This window comes from Gammaproteobacteria bacterium (genome assembly GCA_029881255.1).
Classification (GTDB): domain Bacteria; phylum Pseudomonadota; class Gammaproteobacteria; order S012-40; family S012-40; genus JAOUMY01.
The window spans coordinates 113902-139274 of sequence record JAOUMY010000009.1; the positions used below are offsets into that span (position 1 = coordinate 113902).

A 25373-nucleotide genomic window follows, 5' to 3' on the forward strand; every position below is an offset into this window, starting at 1 on the left:
CGGCCTAGTAAAACTGGTACTTCCGTAATCTGGTGGAGCTAGCCGGGATCGAACCGGCGACCTCTTGCATGCCATGCAAGCGCTCTCCCAGCTGAGCTATAGCCCCGAAAGAGACGCGCATTTTACGTATGCGAATGAGTGGGGTCAAGCGAAAAATTTTATTCTTCAGGAATTTTTCGCTTCGATGTAAGCCACCGCTTTTTCTATACGAGACAAGCTCTTATCCCGCCCTATGAGATAAACGGTTAAGTCCAGATCCGGCGTGGGCGCACCGCCTGTCACGGCCAGACGCAAGGGCATGCCGAGCTTGCCAAAGCCAATTTCCAGCTCAGCAACGGTCTGTTCCATAGCGGCATGGATGGCCTCGCGAGTCCAATCCTGTAGCGCCATCAGCTTGACCTTAATATTGTTCAACACCTCAACGGCCTCGGGTTTAAAGGCCTTTTTCGCGGATTTTTCGTCAAAACCATCCAGGTCTTGGTAATAAATCCGGCACTGCTCGGCCAGCTCAATCAGGGTTTTGGTACGCTCGCGCTGGGCCTTTATCACTTCGAGGATATCCGGGCCCTCGGTTGGGTCGATGCCGACATTGCCCAGGTGATAGCTCAGGTGGTGCAACACGTGGGCAGGCTCGCTGTTCATAATATATTGGTGATTAATCCACAGCAGCTTGTCTGGGTTAAACGTCGACGGCGCGCGATTGATGGCCTTAACCTCGAATAACTCGATCATTTCATCAATGGAAAACAGTTCCTGGTCACCATGCGACCAACCCAGACGCACCAGGTAATTGACCAGTGCCTCAGGCAAAAAGCCTTCTTCACGATATTGCATCACGCTCACCGCTCCGTGGCGCTTGGACAAACGCTTGCCATCGGAACCCAGAATCATAGGCGCATGGGCATATTGTGGCAGTTTCGCGCCCAAGGCCTTGAGGATATTGATCTGACGCGGGGTATTATTGACGTGGTCATCGCCACGGATAACGCAATCGATCTGCATATCCATATCATCGACGACTACCGTCAAATTGTAGGTCGGCGTACCGTCGGAACGGGCGATGATCAGGTCATCCAGTTCGGCGTTCTGTACTTCGATACTGCCCTTGACTAGGTCATCAAATACGACTGACCCCTCAGTGGGGTTCTTGAAACGAATGACCGGCTCCACTCCATCACGCGGCTCGGTACGATGACGGCAACGTCCGTCATAGCGTGGCTTTTGTTTGTTGGCCATTTGCTCTTCGCGCATGGCTTCCAGCTCTTCTTTACTGCAATAGCAGTAATAGGCATGGCCGTCGTCCATGAGTTTTTTGATGATTTCTTCGTAGCGATCGAAGTGATGGGTCTGGTAAAACGGGCCTTCGTCGTATTCCAGGCCTATCCAGGTCATGCCCTCAAGGATGGCGTTCACCGATTCCTGGGTCGATCGCTCGCGATCAGTGTCCTCGATACGCAATATAAAACGTCCGCCATGTTTGCGCGCATGCAGCCAGGAGAACAGCGCGGTACGGGCACCACCAATATGAAGATAACCGGTAGGACTAGGGGCAAAACGGGTTTTAATGCTCATTGATCTAGGCATTCCTGTGGCGTTGACAAGCCGCATATTCTATCGGCAGACATCAAAATGTACAGTGCCGAAAACCGAGGACCATTCTAAATTTCCCTTGCGACACAACCGATATGCTTATGAAAGCCGAACTCTGTCCGGCTGTCAGGCGCACGCGCGCAGAAAGATACTGGCAAGAAACATTGATGAAACCAAGGCTATAGAGACACTTTTGGCGTATGAAGATTAACCTGCCAATTACTGGCAAACGAGTCCCTATCCCGGAAGATTGCGTCATCATCTCCATCACCGATGAGAAGGGGATCATTCGCTATGTCAATGAACAATTCGTTGAAATCAGTGGTTTCACGCGCGAGGAGCTATACGGGAAAAGCCACAATATCGTGCGCCACCCGGAAATGCCACCAGAGGCCTTTGAAGACCTCTGGGTAAACCTGAAACAGAACAAACCATGGCTAGGTGTTATCAATAATCGTTGTAAAAATGGCGACAATTATTGGGTCGAAGCCTTTGTCTGCCCGAACTATGAAGATGGCGTTCACGTTGGCTACCAATCCGTACGGGTAGCCCCGCGCGAACAAGACGTTAAACGCGCAGAGAAACTATACCGGTATGTCCAGCGACGGAAGAAACTCCCCGGATTCGGCTGGCGCAGCCTGTCCCTGTCGACCAAGTTCTTTTCCATATATACCAGCGCGCTCTCCCTGTGCGGTGTCGCTGGCTATTTTAGCTATCTGTCGCAGTCGATATTTCCGTTAATGCTCGGCTTTGCTCTGTCCGTCGCACTCAGCGTTTTAGGTACACGCCTGGTACTCAGAACGCTGAAAAGCGTGGCGAGAGAGTCCCGCGAGATCGTCGACAATCAGATCTTTCGCCATGCCATGACTGGGTATGACGATGAATTAGGGCAGATTTACAGCGCCCTACTCATGCAAAAGGCGAAGCTGCGCACCCTACTCGGCCGTGCGGAAGATTCAGGGCAAGATCTCAATGACGTTGCTGTCAATATGTCGAACACTTCGCAACTCGCTAGCCTCGGACTCAATGACGCCAGTGATGAAATCACGCAGATCGCATCGGCTATCGAGCAAATGTCACATAGCATCAGCCTGGTAGCGGCAAATATTCAAGAGGCTGCAATGGCAGCAAATAAAACCAAACTCGAAACCGATGAAATCAACATCGCGGTCACAAGAACCATCAGCATAATCACCACCTTGGAGACAGAAATCCGCGAGGCCTCCAGCACCATCAACCACCTTAAAGAGGATGCCAACCAGATCAGCACGATTGTGAATGTTATTAACGAGATCGCGGACCAAACCAATCTGCTGGCGCTCAACGCCGCTATTGAAGCAGCGCGAGCAGGAGAAAGCGGACGCGGATTCGCAGTGGTGGCCGATGAAGTGCGCTCGCTGGCCAGTCGAACCACGCAATCGACCCAGGAAATTCGCGCGATGATCGAGACCCTGCAACATTCAGCAAACGGCGCGGTCGACACCATGAGCGATGCGCTAATGGCCTTGGACAGTAGCGTGCATAACGTCACTGAGACCGCAGACCATATAGCCAAAGTCTCTGACTCTACCAACCGTATCAGCGAAATGAACTCCAGCGTCGCCGCTTCTGCAGAACAGCAAAATAGCGTGGCGAAAGAAATCAGCAACAGCATACAGAACATCAACGCATCGGTTATCCAGGTGTCCCACAGCGCCAAACTCGCCTCTGAGGCCAGCACCCGTGTTAAAACCATGGCCGGCCGTCTCAGCGATATGATCAAACAAATCGATAATTAGACGCCTGGAACCTATGTCGCGTATACTTGTCTACCTTTTTGCTTCAGGGGACGACATGGCTTCGACGTGGGTAGTGAAACCTGAGGTGCATGCCGAGGTGCGGTTCCTCGTAAATCCACTGCAAAACTTATAGTTGCCAACGACGACAACTACGCTCTAGCTGCTTAATAACCAGCTTAGTGCCCTCGGCCTGATGTGTGCCTGTACACTCAGTCAACCGGGGTCGACTCTTACAGGATCGCGATGAAAGATGTCTGGGCTGGATTCGCTAAAACTTAACTAGACTCGCTGCTGGTCTTCCCTGCCTGTGGGGTAGCCTTCAGCTAAATTAATTTGCAGGATAAGCATGTAGAGCCAAAGGCGGAGGACTTACGGACGCGGGTTCGATTCCCGCCGTCTCCACCAAACGACAAAGGGCTGCCGACTAGGCAGCCCTTTTTTGTTTGGTGGAGACGGTGTGGATGAGAATCCACGTTCCGGGTTTGCCCTGATCAAAAAACGAAAAAGATGCACTTTATCTTTTTTGTTTTTTGATAGGGTACGCATAATGAAGCGCGAAGCGATTCTATGTGCCGAATATCTTCCCTACCGCTGGACAAAAAAAATAAAACCATCATTCGTGACTACATCCGCTTAACGCCACGAAACGGAAAATATTCGGTATTACAAAAACAATTAAGAATGGCGTTTGAGGAGGGAGTGCTTGCTATAAAGGCAAACAGGTAGAACAACCACTAGATTTTTTACGCCGCTTTCGCGACATTATCAATTTCAGCTTTCAATACATCTCTATGCACAGGCTTTTGCAAAGCCTTACCGATTTTTTCGATTTCTTTTTTCATATCCTGGTGTTCATTCAAGTCGTAACCGGTGACGAACAGAAATCCCACTTTTGAACTGACTTCGCGAATTTGCTTTGCCACGGCCAATCCATTGCCATCACCAAGTAACAAATCCATAATCACCAGGCCAAAACCTGAGGGGTTGGACTGAATCGTACGTAAGGCCGCTGCCCCATTGTCGTTGATCGTCGCTTCGTAGCCACAATGCAGTACAATGGAAGCGGTAATTTCCGCACACAAGATATCGTCGTCGACTATCAGGACTCGCATTTTTTCGGACCTTTCCTGCACTTTTATAGGTAACACCTGAAAACAAGTAAATCATTTTCCGATAAGGGCTTGAGCTAGGAAGCCTAACAACTTCCAAAACCAACGTCGGACAACAGTATGGTTATCGGTGCCGCAAACTGCCACATTGAGTCATCGGCAAAGATGTTACAAAACGAAACAAAACACGGTCTAAAATAATTAAACGTTTTGCCAACTTTTAAGCAATATTTTTCCTAAAGCGGCCGATATAGTGGGTAACAGTGACCATTTTTATGTGTGGTGCTTATGTTTGATCCATTAATGCAGTTTTCTCCGGGCCTTGGCAGTAATAAGCTGACTAAGTTTAAAAATCCCTCTGTCGACCATCAAAAGTGGCTGGAAAAAGCTGTCGAAGCCAAACTCGACAATAGAGGACTGAATTTTCAACATAGCGCACAGGCGATTCTTAGACAGCGCCTGGAAGATGCCGCACAAAATTCATTGATTACGCCTACCAGCGTACCCATATTCGAACTCGATCCGGAAGCGTTCTCGCCCGAAGCCATAGCTGAACGAATTTTAAATTTCGTGGGAAAGGCCATCGCTGAAAGGAGCGCTAATAATGGCGCCGATAAAGACGCTCTGCTCGCGCAGGCAAAGATCGGCGTCGAAAACGGTTTTAACGAAGCCGTTGACGTACTTAAAAATCTGGGCATCTATCAAGACGAAATTCAGGACAACGCCGAAAAAACCTATGACCTGATTAATCAGGGTTTGAACAATTTTTCATTTGACTCCGCGCCAGCTGTTTCCACTGCACTCGAGTTTGGCCTCAGCAGTCAAAGTTACGCCGAGCAGAAATCGCTTTCACTACAGATTCAAACCAAGGATGGAGACACCGTAACCATCAACATCCAACGTGACCTTGCCTATGAGCAATCAACAAGTGAATTGCAACAACAAGGTCTCAGTATCCATGAATCGAGAACTGCGTTTTCCTCACAGAACAATCTTCAATACACCGTCGAAGGTTCACTCGACGAAGAGGAAATGACAGCGATTGAAAATCTTGTACGTGATATTCATACGACATCGAGCACATTCTTTAACGGTGACTCGCAGGTGGCTTTACATCACGCACTGGACATCGGTTATGACACAACTGAAATCGCTGCATTTTCATTACAGCTTTCTCACCAGCAAACCTCTAGCGCAACACAGGCCTATGCCACGATCGATGGCTTGAAAGAGAACACTCGAGGCCATGGCTACGCTCCGAAACAGGCCGAACAACTATTTTCGCCCCTGTCCGGGGTAATGAAGGAGCTGAACGGTCTGGTACACCGATCATCCGCCCTGCTTGCACAGGCCAGACTGGATGCCAAACAATTGTTCGATGCCCTATCTGTGATGGACTCGCGCAATTACCCGGCCCTGGACAAACTCGAACAACACACTCAGCAGCCTCTGAGCAGTTTCACCGAACGGTTTTTCCAAGGTCTGCCCTTCTAATCGACTTCCCTATGTAACGGGGACACCGAACGATTTTCCACGTATAATCGAGCGCAATTCGCTTTATCGTTTTAGCTCAGGATTGACCATGCGGAAAATTATTATACCCAGCGGCCTGTTCGCGTTTGGCTTGTTGGCGCATCCCGCCCAGGCGGCTATCGATGTCTACGGACAAATTCATTTATCAGCAGAATATATCGATCTCGAACGCTATCAGGGTGATAGCGCAGGCTATGCTGACACTACCCTTTCATCAAACGCCACCACCCTCGGACTCAAGGGTGAGCACGAATTGAATTACGGATTCAAGGCCATGTGGGTTCTGGAGAGCAATGTGGATATCGCTGGCGAACGTGACTGGCTGGTGGCGAGAAACCGCTACGTGGGGCTGGAACACGCCTACGGCACGCTCATCGCCGGATACCACGACACCCCGGTTAAACAACTGGGTGAACGAATCGACTTCTGGCCGGAAACTATCGGTGATCGTCGCAACATCCTGGGATATGGCATGGGACTGGAGTCCGATGTACGCGCACGAAACTGCGCCATGTTTGTCTTTCCGACGGTTTATAACACCACGATTTCGTTTATGGGCTCAGTCGGTAACGATGATGACCCTACCTCCGATAGTCAGTATCTCGTCAGTAGCAGCCTTCTATACCAACATGAATTCTTCTTTTTCGGCATGGGTGCGGAACGGCAGATGCGGACCGATATCCGGCACGACAGTGCTCGATTTATCGGCGGCATCACTGCAGGTGGATTCAAGCTGAACGGTTTGATTGATTACATGAAATCACCGGTACACGATGCATTCGACCGCCGATCTATTGGCGGTGGGGCCTCGTATACGATTCTCGATACCAGCTTCCGACTCCAGGGCTATTATGCGTCGGACTATCAGAACAGCGACATAACTGATGCGGTCAGTATCAGTGCGGGTATCTCGCAGTCCTTCTCCAAGAGCCTGCAAATGTACCTTATTTACGCCACGACGATTAATGGCGCAAATGCCCAATACGGTTTGGGTGCTGGCGAACATGGCGATCACTATAGCCCCGACGAGCCGGGCATAAATATGTACGGGGTATCCGCCGGCATCAACTACCGGTTTGAATAAAATGGGACTGAGCTACTCCTGATGAACGCCGGCCAAAATAGCAGCAACTTCCTTTAGATCGTTTTCTGTATCGACGCCAGGGCCGGGTACGGCCTTGGCTTCTTCCACATGTATCTTGCGTCCGTTATACAGGGCGCGCAGCTGTTCAAGTGACTCGGTCTCTTCCAGATGACACACCGGCCATGTCACGAAGTCTTTGAGAAAACCACAATGATAGGCATACAGACCAATGTGTGCGTAATGGGTGTAGAACTCCGGTAATGGCTCGTCCAGAGGAAAACGCTCACGGTCCCATGGTATCGCCGCGCGACTGAAATACAGCGCATAGCCATTCTTGTCGAACACAACCTTGCATACATGGGGATCGAACAACATACGCGTGGTTTTAATGCGTTTACATACCGTCGCCATCGCGGCATCGGGTCTTTGCAATAGATTCGTGGCAACCTGGTTAATGACTTCTGGCGGCATCAAGGGTTCGTCACCCTGCAGATTCACGATTACCTCACCATCTGCGCAGCCAAGTTTGGTAGTCACTTCCGCCAGGCGATCCGTACCACTGGGGTGGTCAGGCGAAGTCATACAGACTTCGGCGCCGAAACCGGTAGCCACATCCGCAATACGCTGATCATCGGTGGCGACAATGACCTGCTCGGCATCACTACGCATGGCGCATTCGAAGACATGCTGTATAAGCGGCTTGCCTGCGATATCGCGAAGGGGTTTGCCTGGCAGACGTGAAGAGCCATAGCGGGACGGGATAACGACGCGAAACCCCACGGCTAGACTTCCTCTTCAGGCGCCAAATTACGCGCCTCTTCCTCCAGCATTACGGGGATGTCATCTTTGATGGGGAATGCAAGACGATCGGCCTTACAGATGAGTTCTTTTTCGTCTTTCTTGTAGACGAGAGGGCTCTTGCAGAGCGGACATACTAAGATGTCGAGTAACTTGCTGTCCATCGATGTTTCCTTGCACTCAATTTCTTTTCAACCTGAGAAATAATCTGCTTGCTCAACTCATTGCTGACTTCGGCGCGTACGCGCACAAACCAGAAGTTGGGGCCGGCAAAACGCTCGCATTTTACCGCATCTTTCTCGGTCATGAGTACCACATCGTCGGATTTAACAAAATTAAAATCACTGGCGACAAAACGGTGATGGTCTTCGAAGGCATGTTCCTGCAAATTCAGACCGTGTGTCTTTACCTGATCAAAAAACCGTTGAGGATTCCCTATCCCGGCCACCGCGTGTACCGATTTGCCTCGCAGCGTGTCGAGACTGATCTTCTTATTGGGATTGGCCACGTTGATGACTTCGGTGACGACAAGCTGCATGGCGTATTCCCGATCCTTGGCCTTGCCGCCATTGGTCACGCAATAATCGACTCGCTCCAGTCGCGACACAGGCTCACGTAATGGACCGGCGGGGAGACAATATCCATTACCAAAACGGCGCTCCCCGTCGATGATGGCAATTTCCAGGTCTCTACCCATGGCGTAGTGCTGCATACCATCATCGGAAATGATGACATCGATATCGTTATAGCGAATTAGTTCTTTGATTGCGGTCACCCGTTCTGGCGCTACCGCCATCGGACATTCGCAGTGACGGGCCAGTAACACGGCTTCATCACCTACCATCGTCGGATCACTATCGGGTCGAACCTGTTGCGGCCAATGACTGGCCTGCCCGCCATAACCACGACTGACAATACCCGGCTTTAACCCGGCCTTTTTCAGACGTTTGACTAGCCATGCGGTAAACGGCGTCTTGCCCGTGCCACCCACATTGATATTACCTACGACAATAACGGGTATTTTTGGCCGGTAGACGCGAAAAAAGAATAAAAGAAAACCGACGCGACGAATAAAGGCCAGCACGCGAAAAACCCGCGACAATATCTTCAACCAGAACGGTACCCGTTCAGGTGTTCGATACCAATATTGTTCTACGGAGTTACTCACCAGTCATATACCTGTTGTAAAAGTACTTCCAGCGCCGCGGCAGCTGATCTGCGCGCAGACCAGAATTGCCTTCGTAACCGGTCACCTTGCTGTCGCGCCTCGAACGGCTGCGTCGCAAGATTTTGCCAGCTCTCAATTACATCGACCGCATTTTCAAATTCTTGTAATTTTATGCCTGTTTCGGCGCTCTTGGGGAGCACAAATGTGCCGCTGCGTGAACACGGCGTGCCGCTGGCCAGACATTGCCAGACATCTAGCGGATCACCTGCCTGGAGGTGTATACCATCAGCCGCAACCGCCACAGCGGCTCGCCAGCGTGCATCATCGACCACGATTGCGGCCCCAGGGGGCAGAGGCTGACGCTCCCACAGACTCAGGCGATAGACAGGCACTGCCGCGGAAAAAATGTCTGTTCCTTCGGTGATATCCTCATAATTTTTACCAGAAACAAATAGATACGAGGATGCGCCAATGTCGCTGTCACGCCACAATTGTAGCAAGGCGCGTACCGAGGTCTTTTCCCGGCCATGCCACCAGAACAGCGCGGCTTGGGAATCCTGACGTATCAAGCCACCTAGCGTGGGTTCAAGCTGGGTTTCCACCCACAAGGTGCGCATATCAACCGGCACATCATCAACAGCGCAATCCTGTTCAATCTGCGGGGGGAATACGACACTTTTTGTATTATTTTCAGCCAGAGCAGCAGCGAGGTTTTGACCGGGAGAGCGCTCAATGTGAATAACACCGAGAGGCTGCAGACGAGACAACACCCGTTTTACAACGCGAGTTTGATCGCATGGACCAAAACCGAAACCCATTTTATCGACACCACGCAGGGCAGTTTGCAGTATGTCGGGGTATTCCTGTTCGTAGGTCAGCACCAGGCGTATATCTCGCCGCCGTTCGCGCAGTGCCGCAAGTAACTCGGCACCAAGTCTTACCGAATAAGCATCACTGCCGGCTTTTATCCAAACCAGTTTTCCCTGACCAACAGGGGCAGTGATATAACCCAGGCGCGCATTGGCGCGACGACTTTCGCCGCCCATTCGATCTCTAAGATTCTGAAGGAGTACGGGTAGACGCGCTGCGCTATAGGACGGGGTCAGCGTTTTCATTGAATTGCAAACGATGCAATGTGGCGTAATATCCGTCTTTCGCAAGCAACTCCGCATGGGTGCCCCGTTCAACGATGCGCCCCTGATCCATAACGACAATGGTGTCCACGTTCTCGATAGTGGACAGGCGGTGGGCAATAACAAAAGTGGTGCGACCCTTCATTAATTCTTCCAGCGCAGCCTGGATAAAGCGTTCAGACTCGGTATCCAGCGCAGAGGTGGCTTCATCCAATATCAGTATTGGCGCATTCTTCAAAATAGCGCGCGCAATTGCCAGTCGCTGACGCTGACCTCCGGACAACAACACGCCACGTTCGCCTACTATCGTATTGACGCCATCAGGCAGACGTTCGATAAATTCCATGGCGTGAGCGGCTTTGGCGGCAGCGACAATTTTCTCTTCCGTAACATCGGATAGGCGTCCATAAGCGATATTGTGTGCAATCGTATCGTTGAACAAGGTGATGTTCTGGCTGACCAGCGCGATATGCTGGCGCAGCTCACTGAGTTTGAGTTGACGTATATCAATGTCGTCGAGAAATATCGTCCCCTCAGGCGCGTCGTAGAATCGTGGAATCAGGCTCACTAAGGTTGTTTTACCGCTGCCAGAGCGTCCTACAAGCGCAATGCTTTCACCGACCTTTACGCGCAGAGAAATATTATGTAACACATCGCCTTTGTCGTCGTTATAGCGAAAACTGAGGTCTCTGAATTCCACTTCGCCTCGTGTTTGCGGTAAACATAGCGTCCCGCTGTCTGCCTCGCATTTTTGTTGCAAAAATCCAAAGATGCTAGCCGCGGCGGCAATACCTCGTTGCAATGTCGCGTTAACCGTGGTCAATCGCTTTAACGGTGAAAGCAACAATATTGCGGCGGCGATAAACGACATAAAACTACCAACGGTGATCTCTTCGACTACTGACGGTCGCGTCGCATAATAGACGATACCTGCCAGAAAAAAAGCGACCAGCAATTGTATAAAGGGCACCGCCATACTATTGGTGCTGACAACTTTTATATTTTGTTGGCGGTTATGTTCATTGGCTTTATGAAATTCTTCACGCTCGTATTCCTGACCACCAAATATTTTGACTTCCCGATTGGCGTCGATACTTTCCTGAGCAATGTGATTAAGCTCTGCGACGGAATTTTGTATCGTACTACTGATTCGTCGCATGCGCTTATTAACGCGGACAACTATCACACTGGTAATTGGCCCGACGGTAATAAAAATCAGGGTCAGTTTCCAGTTGAGATAAAACATCCAGCCCAACAAACCTAATAGCGTCAGACTATCTTGTATGATTACCTTGATGGCATTACTCGAAGCAGACGCCACCTGTTCGGCGTCGTAGATGAGCTTGGAAAGCAATTTACCCGATGACTGAGAATCAAAGAAACGCGTTGGCAGATACAGAAAGTGATCATACATCTCACGGCGCAAATCGCGGATAACATATCGCCCGACCCACGCCATGCAATATTCCGTGGCAAACGAACCTATTCCCCGGACGATGAAGATCGCGATTATCGCCGTTGGGATTAGATACATTGTCGTTGGATCACGCTCGACGAAAGAACCGTCGAGAAGAGGCTTCATCAAGGCAGCAAAGCCAGTCTCGGTACCTGCAACGAAAACCATGCCGAACATCGCCACGGCAAAGGCCTTCCAATACGGTTTTACATAGGTAAGAAGATGACCATAGATGGCACTTCCATTGGAGAGATCGAGTGTTTGTTTTGACATCGAAGCAGTGTTTCAGGCGTCCCGAACATCGGTCCGGCACTAGCCGCTTATTCGTTGGACAACTGCTGTGTGGCGAAGGTCAGCTTTGTAAAGCCCAGTTGGCGCGCTACATCCATCGCGGTAATCACAGCCTGGTGCGGTGTGGCCGCGTCGGCGCTGATAATAACAGGTAGTTGGCGATCATTACCAGCGACTTTTTCCAAAGCACGCCTGAGGTGTGAGGCCTGGGTGTTGATGACCTTTTGTTGATTGATAAAGAATTGTCCCTTTTCGTCTATGCCGATATTCAATACCTTTTCCACCAGTTTTGCATCGGTCGAGGCCTTGGGCAATTCTATGCTGACTTCAAATTCCTGTTTAAATGTCGTGGACACCATAAAGAAAATCAACAACAGAAAAACTATGTCGATTAACGGAGTGATATTCAGATCTGGCTCTTCAACATTCTTGGAACGAAAATTCATGCCGGCTTCTCCTCAAGATTCTCGCTGCTGCGCTGGCCATGAATAATCTCTACCAGCTTGATCGCCTCTTGTTCCATCATGACCACCAGATCGTCGATGTGACGACGTAAAAAGCGATAGCCCATTAAACTGGGGATGGCCACGGTTAAACCCGCTGCCGTAGTGATCAAAGCTTCCGAAATACCACCCGCCAACACGCTGGGATTGCCCACGCCTTGTGCAGTAATCACGGTAAAAACCTTAATCATGCCGATGACAGTACCTAGCAATCCCAACAAAGGCGAAATCGATGCGATCGTGCCGAGCATATTGAGGTATTTTTCCATTTCGTGCACCACGTGGCGCCCGGTTTCCTCTATGCTTTCTTTCATGACTTCCCGTTGCTTATTCACATTCGCAACACCCGCGGCGAGGATTTGACCAAGATAGGAACTGTTGCGCAAGGCGGCCATCGCATTATTGTCGAGCTGACGGCGTTTATACAGGTGATAAATCTGCGCCACCATGTGTTTCGGCGCGACACGGCTGCGCTGTAATGTCCACACACGCTCGACAAACACCGCCAGTGCCACAATCGAACACAGGATGATGGGTATCATCATCAGGCCACCGGACTTGACCAATTCAAACATATACAGAAAACCCTCAGTTCGTCATTCGATGTTGCCAGAAGCGGCGTTTTTGCCTACGCCAGCTGTGCGGACCGTCAATCCCGGACTCGCTAAGCGTCAAGCGGATGGCACCATGTTGCGCCGTATTCCACAGCGCCATGTTTCGTTCAGTATAGCGACGCATCACTTTTGCATTGGGCAAACGATAGCGATTGGCATATCCCGCCGCATTTATAGCGATACCAGGCGACACCTGTTCGATAAACGTGGGTGTCGATGATGTCTTGCTACCGTGATGCGGAATGAGCAGCACATCGGACCGCAGGCCCAAACCCAGTGATTCTAACAAAAATCGTTCCGCTTTCTTTTCTATATCACCAGGAATGAGTATAGCGTGTTCCCCCGCGTGAATTTGCAATACGCAGGAACCATTGTTGTCACTCAATTCCTGCAGCGTATTCTCTGGATAGACCAATGAAAATCTCACCTGGTTCACTTGCCAGTGCGTACCCGCGCGACACGGCTTTTGGCCCTCACGCGTTATTTGTCGAGAGGCGCCGTTGTAGAATGTTGTGACTGGCATCTGCGCAAACACGGCGTCCAGCCCACCCGCATGGTCACTGTCGCCATGACTGAGTACCAGGGTATCAATCTGTTCCACTCCGTGTTCACGCAGAAACGGCAGTATCACTGCGTCTCCCGCATTAAAATCTTCGGAGAATCGAGGCCCGGTATCGTAAAGCAAAACATGATCCCGCGTACGAGCGACAACTGCCAGACCTTGCCCCACGTCGAGCACATCTATGACGACTTCGCCTTCGTTCAATGCCTGAGGTTTTACCGCCAAGGCCGGTATTAAAAAAATGATGCCGATACTGCGAAACATTACACCACGGGGCAAGATCAAACACACTACCCCCAGAACTGCCAGCACCGTCGCCCACCAGCCAGGCGCAAAAGACTGGTAGGCAGCCAGGGGCAGATCAGCCATGCGCTGTAGTAACCACCAAAGTGTCTGCATTGCCGTTGCGCTACCTTGCCACACCAGCGTCGCCACATCAGGCAAGCCAGAAAATAACGCGCCGAGCAAGGCCAGTGGCACAACGATGAAACTCATCCACGGCACTGCCAGCACATTCGCCAGGGGTGAAATTAACGACAGGCGTTGGAAGTACCACAACAACACCGGTACCAGCGCAATCGTAATTATCCACTGCACCCTGCCCCATTGATACAACGCGCGATCGCGACGGCGTAATTGCAACGCATATAAAATGGCCATCACCGCCAGAAACGACAACCACGTGCCTGCAGACAACAAGGCAAAGGGGTCGTATAGCATGACCAACACCCATGCACTGGTTAAAATTTGCAGTGGCCGCCACTGAAAACCCATCAGCAGACTCACCGCAAGCACGCCAAACATCAACATCGCCCGTTGCGTGGGCACGGTAAAGCCGGCTAATGCTGCATACACCAAAGCAGAGAGAAAGGCGAAGAACACCGCTACTTTGGTTGCCGGGAACCACAGACAGGCGCGCGCACTGAGTCGCCAGCAGCGGGCAACTATCCACAACACCAGCCCCGCCACCAAACCGATGTGCAAACCAGAAATCGCCATCAGGTGATTAGTGCCGGTATTATTGAGTATGCGCCAGTCGTCCTGGCTTAGCTCTCCACGATCACCGATTACCAGTGCTTTGATAAATCCCCTCATCGGCGCATCCACCAAAGCATCGTCGATACGCTCTCTCAACCATTCACGTATCGGCTGCACGATTGAAGTCGCAGGTGCGAGAAATTTGTTTTCGGAAGATTTGCGCACGTACCCGGTTGCGCCTATGCCTTGCTCATATAGATAACGTTCGAAGTCAAACCCACCCGGATTGGCAAATCCATGTGGCGGTTTCAATCGCACCATGAGCTGCCACTTCTCTCCTACTTTTGGCGGATCGTAAGCACCATACCAACTCAGCCGCACCCTTGGTGGCAATTGCACTTTATGTGACTCAACGTATGCCGCCTCGATATCGAAAACAAACCGAACCGACTTGTCCTTGTATTGTGGTAAATCTGCAACCGTCCCTATTAACAGCACTTCTTTTCGTAGCCAGGATTCATCCAGAGCCGCAGGCCCAAAACTATGCGCATAGAAATTCACATAGAGGAAACCGGCGCACACTGCCGCCAGCCAGGTCACCATTCGATTACGGGAAAAAACGAGCAGACTGAATATCGGTAGAAACAAACACCAGACGAGGTCAACAAGCTCAGCCTGTTGAAAGGCGGCAAACATCCCTGCTGTAAACAACATGGTTTTTATGATCATTTTATTTTTCTTTTTATCACCGCCCCATTGGGAGGCGTGTTGTTTTATTACAAAGTAAAACTAAATCGAATCTGTTGCGGTTAACACGCCCTGCTCGAGCGATAACACTCTATCCATACGCTTGGCCAGATTCGGATCATGAGTCACGACGAGAAAACTGGTTTCCAGCTCTTTGTTCAATTCCAGCATCATGGCGTACACCTTGTCCGCCGTTTTGTAATCCAGATTGCCCGTCGGTTCATCGGCCAACACGCAACGCGGCTTGGTCACCAGTGCACGCGCTATCGCTGCACGCTGCCGCTCACCGCCGGACAACTCACCCGGTTTATGGTTTACTCGTTCACCCAAGCCTACTCTTTCAAGTATGTTCGTCGCCGCATCTCTGGCATCTATTACACTCGCACCGCCAATCAGCAGAGGCATCGCGACGTTCTCCATGGCGGTGAACTCTGGCAACAAATGATGGAACTGATAGATAAAACCCATGTTGGCATTGCGGAACTGACCGCGTTTGGTCTCGTTCATGGTGGAGATCTTGTTGCCAAGAATATCCACCTCGCCGGCACTGGGCGTATCCAGACCGCCGAGCAGATGTAACAAGGTACTTTTGCCCGAACCTGAAGCGCCGATGATAGCTACACGCTCTCCCGAAGCGACGGACAAATCAATATTGCGTAACACCTCGACACGTAGATGACCATCGTCGAAGGTCTTGGATAATCCCTGGCAGACGATGACTGGATCACTCATAACGCAATGCCTCCGCCGGTTGGACACGCGAGGCGCGCCATGCGGGATAGAGAGTGGCCAACAAGCACATGACTAGTGCCACGCTGCAAATGCCGAATACCTGCCCCCAACGCATATCCGAAGGCAGATCGTTAATGTAATACACCTCTGCGGACAGGAACTCCATACCAAGCGCCTGTTCGATCATGGGTACAAGCGTTTCGATATTTGCCGCCAGGGATACGCCACCGAGCGCACCCAAGAGCGTTCCAATAACGCCAATCACCGTACCTTGCACCACAAACATACCCATAATACTCATCGGTGAAGAACCCAGGGTACGCAGTATCGCGATATCCGATTCTTTATCGACCACAGTCATTACCAGGGTCGCCACGAGATTGAACGCCGCCACGCCGACGATCAGGGTCAGAATAATAAACATAGTCACTTTTTCCATTTTCACCGCGCGGAAAAAGTTGGCGTGTTCGCCGGTCCAGTCGCTCACCCAATACTCACCAGGCAAATCGCCGAGCAGATCTCTGGCGACAACCATAGAACGAAACATGTCTTCGAGTTTGAGCCTGACACCGCTCACGTCGTCTTCGAGACGAAACAGACGCGCCGCGTCTTCCATATGAATCATGGCCATGGCGCTGTCATATTCATACATGCCGGCTTCGAATATGCCAACCACGGTAAAACGGCGCATACGAGGTAATACACCTGCAGGTGTTACCGAGGCCTGGGGAATAATTAAAGTTACCTTCTCCTGCATAACCACGCCGAGATTGCGCGCCAGGTCTTTGCCCAATACGATGCCGAACTCGCCGCTTTTCAAGCTACTCATATCGCCGAGTACCATTTTGTTGCCGACGTCAGAGACCTTGCTCTCCTCCTCGGGAATAATGCCACGGATAATGGTGCCATTGACCTGCTGGCCATAGGACAACATACCTTCGGCCTGTATAAATGGCGCAACGCCGACCACTTCCGGGTGTTTCAAAGCTGATAGCGAAACCAGACGCCAGTCGCGCAAACGCCCCTGATCACCCTTGACGGTGGCGTGAGAGGTCATGCCGAGAATACGTTCACGCAATTCCTTTTCAAAGCCATTCATGACGGAAATGACCACAATCAAGGCCATCACGCCGATAGCAACACCTAACATAGACATCAGGCTGATAAAGGATATGAAGTGATTCCGGCGCTTGGCGCGGGTATATCGGAGTCCGACAAAAAGTTCGATAGGTCTAAACATGGGCCGCCATTAAACCATAAAAGAAGGACTTACAGCCACTATCAGCGTCTGATTTGGTTCTAAGTGCTGTATGTCCTATACTACGCGCCTCAATTTTTTGGCACATTTACATGAATCCGGCGCTCGATCATCTACATCCTTACCCGTTTGAAAAACTGGCGGCTCTGAAGGCAGGTATTACCCCTGCAGACAAACCCCATATCGCGCTTTCCATCGGTGAGCCCAAGCACCCTGCTCCGGCGCTTGCCCTGAATGCCTTCCAGGAGAGTCTTGGCAGTTTCGCCAGCTACCCTCTGACCAAAGGCACCGATGAGTTGCGCGCATCTATTGCGGGATGGATAGAACGACGCTTTGCAGCAAAAGTTGATCCAGATTCACAAATCATTCCGGTAAGTGGTACTCGTGAGGCCTTGTTTGCCTTTGCGCAGGCCGTGATCGATCGGGATAACAAGGCCAGTGTGTTGATGCCAAATCCCTTCTATCAGATATACGAAGGCGCAGCGATACTGGCAGGTGCGCAACCGGTGTATCTCAATACCACGGCCGAGAATGGTTATTTGCCAGACTATGACGCTGTACCGGAACAGGTGTGGCGAGATTGTCAGCTTCTCTATATTTGTAGCCCGGGCAATCCGACTGGTGCAGTGATGCTCTATGAACAGCTACAGGATCTGATCGAGCTGGCGGAAAAATACGATTTCATTATTGCCTCGGATGAGTGTTATTCGGAAATCTATCCCGAGGAGAACCGTCCGCCCGCGGGTTTATTGTCGGCGGCGGCGAATATGGGCAATACCGAGTTCAAGCGCTGCGTGGTGTTTCATAGTTTGTCGAAGCGTTCGAATCTGCCAGGACTGCGTTCCGGCTTTGTCGCCGGTGATGCTCAGGTGCTGGCGAAGTTTCTCAAGTATCGCACCTATCATGGTTGTGCCCTGCCACTGCCGGTTCAACAGGCCAGCATCGCCGCATGGAATGACGAGACTCATGTGCGGGAAAATCGCGATGCCTATCGCGCGAAGTTTGCGGCTGTATTAGATATATTGAATCCGGTACTCGACGTAAGCGCGCCCGACGCCAGTTTTTATCTGTGGCCGAAACTCCCTGTTGACGATCAAGTGTTCGCGCAAAAACTTTTCGCCGCACAAAACGTCACCGTTTTACCGGGTAGTTTTTTGTCCCGACAGGCCGATGGCATCAACCCTGGTCAGAATCATATCCGCATGGCACTGGTTGCCAGCGTGGACGAATGTATCGAAGCGGCAAATCGAATCAAAGCCGTTATCAGTCAATTTTAAATTTGTTATTTGGAGAAAATGTAATGAGCGATTTACAGACCATTATTAAAGAAGCCTTCGAACGTCGCGCCGACATCACACCTAAGAGTGCCGACCCGCAGACCAAAGAAGCGGTAATGGCTGCGATTGAGATGCTCGATAAAGGTGAAGCGCGTGTTGCGGAAAAAGTCGATGGCCAGTGGGTCGTCAATGAGTGGTTGAAGAAGGCGGTATTGCTTTCCTTCCGCATCGAAGACAATCACGTCATGGACAGCGGTTTTACCAAGTATTACGACAAGGTCGAACCGAAATATGCCAGTTATGATGCACGTCAGTTCCGTGATGGTGGCGTGCGCGTTGTACCACCCGCAATGGTACGTAAAGGTTCTTTTGTCGCGTCTGGTGCGGTGCTCATGCCTTCCTATGTCAACATCGGCGCATATGTCGATAGCGGTACGATGGTAGACACCTGGGCGACGGTGGGTTCTTGTGCACAAATCGGTAAGAACGTGCATCTTTCCGGTGGCGTTGGTATCGGCGGCGTGTTGGAGCCATTACAGGCTAGCCCGACGATCATCGAAGACAATTGTTTTATCGGCGCACGTTCTGAAGTGGTCGAAGGCGTTATTGTCGAAGAAGGCTCTGTTATCTCTATGGGTGTATACATCGGACAAAGTACACGCATTTATAATCGCGAAACCGGTGAAATCAGTTACGGACGTATACCTGCCGGTTCAGTAGTAGTATCCGGAAACCTGCCCTCGAAAGATAGCTCATATAGTCTTTACTGCGCAGTCATTGTGAAGCAAGTAGACGAAAAGACACGCGGCAAAGTCGGTATTAACGAACTGTTACGCGACATCTAATGATTACGATTTACGGCATTAAAAACTGCGACACCATGAAGAAGGCCATGAAGTGGCTGGAGGATAATGGTATCGAATTTCAGTTTCACGATTTCCGTAAACAAGGCCTGGATGAGAAACAACTCCTGACCTGGGAGAAAGAACTGGGTTGGGAGTTGTTATTGAATCGCCGCGGCATGTTGTGGCGCAAGGTCGATCAGAAAACCAAAGACGCGATTGATCGCGATTCTGCTTTGGCATTGATGAAAGAAAACCCTGGCATCATCAAACGCCCGGTACTGGATCTTGGAACTAAACGCGTCGTCGGCTTTTCTGCGGACGACTACGCTGCGCTGTTTAACTAATCACTTTTCCTCATACGGATAGATAAGAACTATGTCACCTACGATTGAATTAGCCATGGATTTGATATCACGCCGTTCGGTTACGCCGGAAGACGCGGGATGTCAGGAAGCGATGATTCAACGGCTGGAGGCCATCGGTTTTCAAATCGAGCGACTGCGTTTCGATGATGTAGATAATTTTTGGGCGCGTCGTGGTGACAAAGGTCCGGTGTTGGCCTTTGCCGGTCATACCGATGTGGTACCGACTGGCCCGTTGGCTGATTGGAAGATTGAGCCGTTCACGCCGACGATAGTCGACGGCATGTTGTATGGTCGTGGTGCGGCCGACATGAAAGGCAGTCTGGCGGCGATGGTCGTTGCTTGTGAAGAGTTTGTGCAACAGCATCCAGATCACGACGGATCAATAGCGTTTCTCATCACCAGCGACGAAGAAGGCCCAAGCATTAACGGCACCGTGAAAGTTGTTGAACACCTGGAAGCGCGCCAGGAAAAAATGGACTACTGTATTGTCGGTGAACCAACCAGTACCAGCCAAGTTGGTGATGTGGTCAAGAATGGACGTCGCGGTTCACTCAATGCGACGCTGACTGTGCACGGCATACAAGGTCATGTTGCCTATCCTCATCTGGCGAAAAATCCCGTACATGTCGCTGCACCTGCACTCGCCGAACTGGCGGCAACCGAGTGGGATAAAGGCAACGAGTTCTTTCCGCAAACCACTTTTCAGATTTCCAATATCAGTGCAGGCACCGGCGCGACCAATGTGATTCCCGGTAGCATGACGGTAGTGTTCAATTTTCGCTTTTCGACAGAATTAAATAGCGAGACTATTCAACAACGCGTGATTGAATTACTTGATCGGCATGGTCTTGATTATCACATCGAGTGGAGTTTGTCCGGCAATCCATTTTTAACCGGACGTGGTGAGTTGGTCTCTGCCACACAACATGCGATCAAGACAATTACCGGAAGGGAAACAGAACTCTCAACGAGTGGCGGCACCTCTGACGGTCGCTTCATTGCACCGACAGGCGCACAGGTGTTGGAGCTTGGTCCTTTGAACGCAACGATACATAAGGTGAATGAGTGTGTTTGCGCGGAAGACCTGGATACACTCAAAGATATTTATCGCGAGGTTTTATCACGTCTACTGGTAGCTGACTAAGGTTTATCTTCTTCGACTACGCGAAAATTCATTTTTACTAGCGCGCCACCGCTTTCCCGATTTTTCACTTCCAGCTCGCCATCAAACTTGCGCATAACCAGTCGGGCTAAAACCAGACTGGTACACAAACCTTGAACGTGATGCATCAGATCGGGGCTTTCAAAAAGATTGAAACCATAGCGAAGCTGATCTTCGGTCAAGCCTGGTCCCTGATCAGAAATACTCAGAATGAAGTTACTCCCTTTCCTCTCACCATCAATATTGATTTCGCTATTTTCTGCGGTAAATCGAATCGCATTTTCCAACACCTCAGACACAACCTCAAAAAGAAGTTTCTCATGGGAAATCACGCGTATCCTTCCCATATCCTGTAAATCTGATTTCACGTGAATATTCTTGTCTTTTATACTTTTTTGACGACTGTTCAAAATATCGCCGACCAATACCCGCAGTTCCACGACTTGCTCATCAAACTTCTCATCGCTATTCAGCATGTCGTTTAGCAGCGATATTCTTCGAATCTTGTGATGCAGTCTTTTTCCGGCCTGACGAATCTCCTTAATATAGGTCAGTACGGTCTCGTTTAGGGGCTCATTGACCAGCAAATCGGAAAAACCAATAATCGCATTGAGTGGCGTTATCGTTTCGTGATTCATTAGTTGCATAAACGTGCTTTTGTATTGATCTACTTCTTCTATATTGCGCAGCTTCGAATATACACGCACCTTGGCAAGCAATTCGTCCAACTCAACCGGTTTTGTTACATAATCGTCTGCACCTGCGGCATAGCCTTCCAGCCTTTCCTCAAGTGAAGTTTTTCCTGATACGATCAATACCTTTAACAGTTTATACTTTTCGTTTGCCCGAATTCTCCGACATATTTCGAGGCCGCTAATATCGGGCATAACAATATCCAGAAGAATGACATCCGGGGAGAACGAGTCCAGCATGCGCATCGCCTCTTCCCCGGTCGTAGCTGACTCAATGCGGTACTGATCCTCCAGTATTGTCCGATAAAGTTCAATATTTTCGAACTCATCGTCAACGATCAATATTTTGTTTTTGGCCGAAGTACTCATCGCTAATCGCCTACCATTTATACGTCGCTAGCACTTCGTTACCATTTCCTATATAACGTAGTTCGGCACAAATTTGATTCAAAATCGTTACGCCTCGTCCGTGATAGGAAGACTCCGCGCTAGACTTTTCGAGTTCTACAAAATCAAACCCGTTTCCGCTATCCTTGACATTTACAAGCACAGCGCCGTTTCTTCCATCAATGGAACAGTTCAACCGGATCTCTATTTTTCCACTATCGAGACTTTCCAGACGACGCTCTTTCTCATCGTAGAATTTTTCAAACCCGTTTGTTTGTTGCTTGATTCTGGAATCAAGATTCAACAGACCATGATCCAGCGCGTTAGAAAATAGTTCACGCAAAATTAAATAGAGTGGTTGTTTGTGTTCAGAGATATATTCCATTTCCCCTAGTGACTGCATTATCATCGGTATCGGGTCCATCTTGCGCAATATTCCCGGGCGTAGCTCGTACGACATAGACCATTGAACCTGTGAGTCATCGGCGTCAAAAGCCTCTACAGATGACTCTGTAAAACTGATTTCTTCGCTTACGCCGCTAGTCGTTATTTCAATCAATGTGACATCATCTATCAGATCGTGTCGCTTTGGATAATTGGTAAGACAATCCAATATATTGTCGAACAGCTTTTCACCATCGTCTGTTTTGCTTATTACACTATATACACCTGTATTTCGTATTTTATTACTAAACTCATCAAAAACTGATAAAGCCCCATCTGTAAATGCAATTATTCTGTCACCTTTCCTTAAAAAAACATCTTCCATTTCAATTTTAAATTCGTCACTACTTACTACAGCAAAAGGATAATTTTTCGACTCTATAGTCCGCCGGATTTTATGTTTTTCATCAGAGTAGATCATGATATCGGGACTTCCACCATTCCAAACACGAAGGTGTTTTGATCTAGGATCATAGTCGATTAGTGCAGCGGCAAGAAAAATCCCCACTGGTAACACGCTACTCAATCTGGAATTTATCTCACGAACAATAGCCTCTATGGAGAACCCTTTCTCGGTCATTGAATAAAATATCCCCGCCACCGGGATAGACCCAATCGCACCGGACATACCATGACCTGTAAAATCACCTATCATTACCCGTGTAATCTTTTCCGGCGTCTTGGTGACCATCAAAATATCACCATTAAATAGCGCTTTCGGTGAAATCTTAAACTTTATAGATTCCTCATGAAGATGTTCTTTTTTTGTAATCTTATTGATTACGCCTTCTGATATTCGATACTCATTTTCTAGCCACACATTGTGTTTTTCAATATGCGCTATTTTTTCCCTTTCAGAATGATAGAGACTACGCAATTGCAGAAAAGATTTAATTTTAGCGTCTATCAGAATAGTGTTATATGGTTTGGTCAGAAAGTCATTTCCGCCACATTCGATACATTTTGCAAGTGAATCATCGTCAGTGAGCGCTGTGACAAAGATGATAGGGGTAAAAGTGTCAGATTCCAGCTCGCGAATCCGTACAGTCGCCTCATAACCATTTACGACAGGCATCATGATATCCATGAGAATCACGTCGGGAGACAGCGACTGATATTGCGCTATCGCTTCTTCGCCATTATTTGCGGCAAACACTTGATAGCCCAACCTTTGAAAGATAGCCTTCAATAGGGAGATATTGGTTATATCATCGTCGACAACGAGTATTTTCGCCTTGTCTGATTGCAAGAGCTTTCTCCGGAATTCTCTACTCTACGTTGAACAGACTATCGAACTGAATCATGCTCAGGGTTTTTTTGACATCCTCATTACAATTCCGGATATGGATATTCTTTCCATTACCGCCAATGTAATCCTTTAGTACCAAAAGCATTCCGCAAGCGGTACTATCCATAAACTCTGTTTGACCAAGATCAATAACGAAGCTGTTTACTTCTTTACCAACTTCCTCGTAAGCGCGACGAAAGTCTTTCTGCACTGAAAAATCAAAGCGATTCCCAACGTTTATAGTCAGTGTATTTCCGTCTATCCTATGATTAATCGACATAAATCTTCCTCATTTCAAAATAAATCAATGTCACCTTCATCCATGCTGGTCTGCTCCACCGCCTTTCTTAGCGTATTTCTGTACTGACTCACACTGCTTTCGAGTATGTCCAGGCGATTTTCTCCGGTCAGATTGGCGTCCGCCTCACCTGTACTTTCCACCAGTTTCGCGATGTTCTCGTTCTTCTTCTGAATGTATTCGAGTATTTGTCTCACCATGTCTTCAAACTGCAAATTCCTGATGGCTACACCGACTTGAGAATCAATATCGCCACTGATAGTCGATGCCTGAGCCAAGGCAGTTGCGTAGTTTTCTTCCATTTTTCCCAAACGCCCCATCAAGACATCGGCCTTTTCTTTGGCAGAGATATGAATATTCATATCTCTGGCCGCAAGTTGGAAAATAATTTCTCTCGCTTCAGATATTGTATTCCGAGTTTTCTGCATCTGTTTTTCTATGTCGTCGCTAAATTGTCGTGAGTTTTCCGATAAGGTTCTCACCTCGTCGGCAACCACGGCAAACCCACGCCCCGCGTCACCGGCCCGCGCGGCTTCTATCGCAGCATTGAGTGCGAGCAGATTGGTCTGGTCAGCGATTCCCCGCACATTATCCAGCGAGGAAAATATTCCACCCATCTGATCAACCATGTCATCAATTCTATGCACGATAAGTACGCCCTGCTTACTTATATCTACAAAAAGATTAATGAAATACTGAATAATTTGCGAAACCTCATCGCACACACTGGCAATCGTGACGACTTCTTCGTCGCCTTCACTACGTGCGCGTTTTAGCACACGGCTTATCAAGTCTTTTTGCTCACTGGTCAGCTCTGACAGTTTGCTAAAACTTGTGTTGAGTTCGCCTATCGCCCTGGACACCAGGTCAGTAACCTGCAAAACCTCTTTTTCGCTACCTCTTAACTCTTCACAGACGAGCTCTTTTGCTTCTTCGAGCTTACGAGATAAGTACTCTTCCGTCTCATCGACAGGCTCAAGTTCTGCCGCCGTTTTTGCATTCTCGAACTTACGCAACGCGACGATCAAAACAAACAACCAACATGCACTCAGTACAAACAAGGCAGTTTTCGCCGTCAACAGATCAGGAGTGATGGTATGTCCCACGGCCAGCAACAATGCGGCACCAATTGGTGGCAAACCATATCCCAATAACTGTTTAAACATCGCGGTATAAACCCACTTTTCCGTGTCTATTCATTCGTATATTGGGTTATCGACATAGGTATATGAAAAAAGACTGTGTTTAACATATTGTTACAATCAGTGTATTTTCTATGTG

23 protein-coding genes, 1 tRNA gene and 1 other RNA gene are annotated in these 25373 nt (G+C 49.4%); 8 read left to right on the top strand and 17 right to left on the bottom strand.

Annotated features, from left to right (window positions below):
- Positions 1–30: 30 nt before the first annotated feature.
- Positions 31–106 (bottom strand) — tRNA-Ala (locus OEZ43_15895).
- Positions 107–165: 59 nt separating this feature from the next.
- Positions 166–1572, bottom strand: a complete 1407-nt coding sequence (gltX, locus tag OEZ43_15900; protein ID MDH5547072.1) for a glutamate--tRNA ligase — start codon at positions 1570–1572, stop codon at positions 166–168.
- A gap of 218 nt (positions 1573–1790) precedes the next feature.
- Between gltX and OEZ43_15905 the strand changes: the two genes are divergently transcribed.
- Positions 1791–3368, top strand: coding sequence for a methyl-accepting chemotaxis protein (locus tag OEZ43_15905; protein MDH5547073.1), 1578 nt, complete (start codon positions 1791–1793; stop codon positions 3366–3368).
- A 46-nt stretch (positions 3369–3414) separates the two neighbouring features.
- Positions 3415–3773: a transfer-messenger RNA gene (ssrA, locus tag OEZ43_15910) on the top strand.
- A 338-nt stretch (positions 3774–4111) separates the two neighbouring features.
- Here ssrA and OEZ43_15915 read toward each other — a convergent pair.
- Positions 4112–4480, bottom strand: a complete 369-nt coding sequence (locus OEZ43_15915) for a response regulator (protein MDH5547074.1) — start codon at positions 4478–4480, stop codon at positions 4112–4114.
- 285 nt (positions 4481–4765) lie between these two features.
- On the opposite strand from OEZ43_15915, the gene OEZ43_15920 reads away from it, so the two are divergent.
- Both OEZ43_15920 and OEZ43_15925 read left to right on the top strand, forming a co-directional pair.
- Entirely contained in the window at positions 4766–5971 is a 1206-nt protein-coding gene (locus OEZ43_15920; protein MDH5547075.1) for a DUF5610 domain-containing protein, read from the top strand.
- 88 nt (positions 5972–6059) lie between these two features.
- A complete protein-coding gene (locus OEZ43_15925) occupies positions 6060–7094 on the top strand; it encodes a porin (protein MDH5547076.1) in 1035 nt (344 codons plus the stop codon).
- Between the two features lie 12 nt (positions 7095–7106).
- Here the strand turns inward: OEZ43_15925 and kdsB are convergent, their stop codons facing one another.
- Genes kdsB through OEZ43_15975 form a run of 10 tightly spaced genes read right to left on the bottom strand, consistent with a single transcriptional unit; the run spans position 7107 to position 17316 of the window.
- A complete protein-coding gene (gene kdsB, locus OEZ43_15930; protein ID MDH5547077.1) occupies positions 7107–7874 on the bottom strand; it encodes a 3-deoxy-manno-octulosonate cytidylyltransferase in 768 nt (255 codons plus the stop codon).
- Positions 7875–7876: 2 nt separating this feature from the next.
- Positions 7877–8056, bottom strand: a complete 180-nt coding sequence (locus OEZ43_15935) for a Trm112 family protein (GenBank protein MDH5547078.1) — start codon at positions 8054–8056, stop codon at positions 7877–7879.
- Positions 8029–9060 (bottom strand): tetraacyldisaccharide 4'-kinase, encoded by a 1032-nt coding sequence (lpxK, locus tag OEZ43_15940; protein ID MDH5547079.1) that lies wholly within the window; start codon positions 9058–9060, stop codon positions 8029–8031. The genes OEZ43_15935 and lpxK overlap by 28 nt, the downstream gene beginning before the upstream one ends.
- Positions 9057–10175 (bottom strand): hypothetical protein, encoded by a 1119-nt coding sequence (locus OEZ43_15945; GenBank protein ID MDH5547080.1) that lies wholly within the window; start codon positions 10173–10175, stop codon positions 9057–9059. Before OEZ43_15945 ends, lpxK begins: the two co-directional genes overlap by 4 nt.
- Positions 10150–11922, bottom strand: coding sequence for a lipid A export permease/ATP-binding protein MsbA (msbA, locus tag OEZ43_15950; GenBank protein ID MDH5547081.1), 1773 nt, complete (start codon positions 11920–11922; stop codon positions 10150–10152). The genes OEZ43_15945 and msbA overlap by 26 nt, the downstream gene beginning before the upstream one ends.
- Before the next feature lie 47 nt (positions 11923–11969).
- Positions 11970–12386, bottom strand: coding sequence for a biopolymer transporter ExbD (locus OEZ43_15955; GenBank protein MDH5547082.1), 417 nt, complete (start codon positions 12384–12386; stop codon positions 11970–11972).
- Positions 12383–13018 carry a MotA/TolQ/ExbB proton channel family protein gene (locus OEZ43_15960; GenBank protein ID MDH5547083.1) on the bottom strand — a complete coding sequence of 212 codons (636 nt, stop codon included), beginning with the start codon at positions 13016–13018 and terminating at the stop codon, positions 12383–12385. Before OEZ43_15960 ends, OEZ43_15955 begins: the two co-directional genes overlap by 4 nt.
- A gap of 13 nt (positions 13019–13031) precedes the next feature.
- Positions 13032–15326 carry a DNA internalization-related competence protein ComEC/Rec2 gene (locus tag OEZ43_15965; protein ID MDH5547084.1) on the bottom strand — a complete coding sequence of 765 codons (2295 nt, stop codon included), beginning with the start codon at positions 15324–15326 and terminating at the stop codon, positions 13032–13034.
- 60 nt (positions 15327–15386) lie between these two features.
- Positions 15387–16076 (bottom strand): lipoprotein-releasing ABC transporter ATP-binding protein LolD, encoded by a 690-nt coding sequence (lolD, locus tag OEZ43_15970; GenBank protein MDH5547085.1) that lies wholly within the window; start codon positions 16074–16076, stop codon positions 15387–15389.
- The gene (locus OEZ43_15975; GenBank protein MDH5547086.1) at positions 16069–17316 is read right to left on the bottom strand and encodes a lipoprotein-releasing ABC transporter permease subunit; all 1248 of its coding nucleotides are present in this window, start codon (positions 17314–17316) and stop codon (positions 16069–16071) included. The genes lolD and OEZ43_15975 overlap by 8 nt, the downstream gene beginning before the upstream one ends.
- A 110-nt stretch (positions 17317–17426) precedes the next feature.
- Between OEZ43_15975 and dapC the strand changes: the two genes are divergently transcribed.
- From dapC to dapE, 4 genes are read left to right on the top strand one after another with little or no spacing between them, the layout of a single operon-like run.
- A complete protein-coding gene (gene dapC, locus OEZ43_15980) occupies positions 17427–18611 on the top strand; it encodes a succinyldiaminopimelate transaminase (protein ID MDH5547087.1) in 1185 nt (394 codons plus the stop codon).
- Positions 18612–18634: 23 nt separating this feature from the next.
- The gene (dapD, locus tag OEZ43_15985) at positions 18635–19456 is read left to right on the top strand and encodes a 2,3,4,5-tetrahydropyridine-2,6-dicarboxylate N-succinyltransferase (GenBank protein MDH5547088.1); all 822 of its coding nucleotides are present in this window, start codon (positions 18635–18637) and stop codon (positions 19454–19456) included.
- Positions 19456–19800 (top strand): ArsC family reductase, encoded by a 345-nt coding sequence (locus tag OEZ43_15990; protein MDH5547089.1) that lies wholly within the window; start codon positions 19456–19458, stop codon positions 19798–19800. Before dapD ends, OEZ43_15990 begins: the two co-directional genes overlap by 1 nt.
- Before the next feature lie 31 nt (positions 19801–19831).
- Positions 19832–20965, top strand: coding sequence for a succinyl-diaminopimelate desuccinylase (dapE, locus tag OEZ43_15995; protein MDH5547090.1), 1134 nt, complete (start codon positions 19832–19834; stop codon positions 20963–20965).
- On the opposite strand, the gene OEZ43_16000 is transcribed toward dapE, so the two are convergent.
- From OEZ43_16000 to OEZ43_16015, 4 genes are read right to left on the bottom strand one after another with little or no spacing between them, the layout of a single operon-like run.
- Complete coding sequence (locus OEZ43_16000) at positions 20962–22044, bottom strand: response regulator (protein ID MDH5547091.1); 1083 nt, start codon at positions 22042–22044, stop codon at positions 20962–20964. The genes dapE and OEZ43_16000 overlap by 4 nt on opposite strands.
- A gap of 10 nt (positions 22045–22054) precedes the next feature.
- Positions 22055–23755 (bottom strand): fused response regulator/phosphatase, encoded by a 1701-nt coding sequence (locus tag OEZ43_16005; protein MDH5547092.1) that lies wholly within the window; start codon positions 23753–23755, stop codon positions 22055–22057.
- A gap of 19 nt (positions 23756–23774) precedes the next feature.
- On the bottom strand, positions 23775–24074 hold the full coding sequence (locus OEZ43_16010) for an STAS domain-containing protein (protein ID MDH5547093.1): 300 nt from the start codon (positions 24072–24074) through the stop codon (positions 23775–23777).
- Positions 24075–24088: 14 nt separating this feature from the next.
- Complete coding sequence (locus OEZ43_16015) at positions 24089–25258, bottom strand: methyl-accepting chemotaxis protein (GenBank protein ID MDH5547094.1); 1170 nt, start codon at positions 25256–25258, stop codon at positions 24089–24091.
- Between the last annotated feature and the right edge of the window lie 115 nt (positions 25259–25373).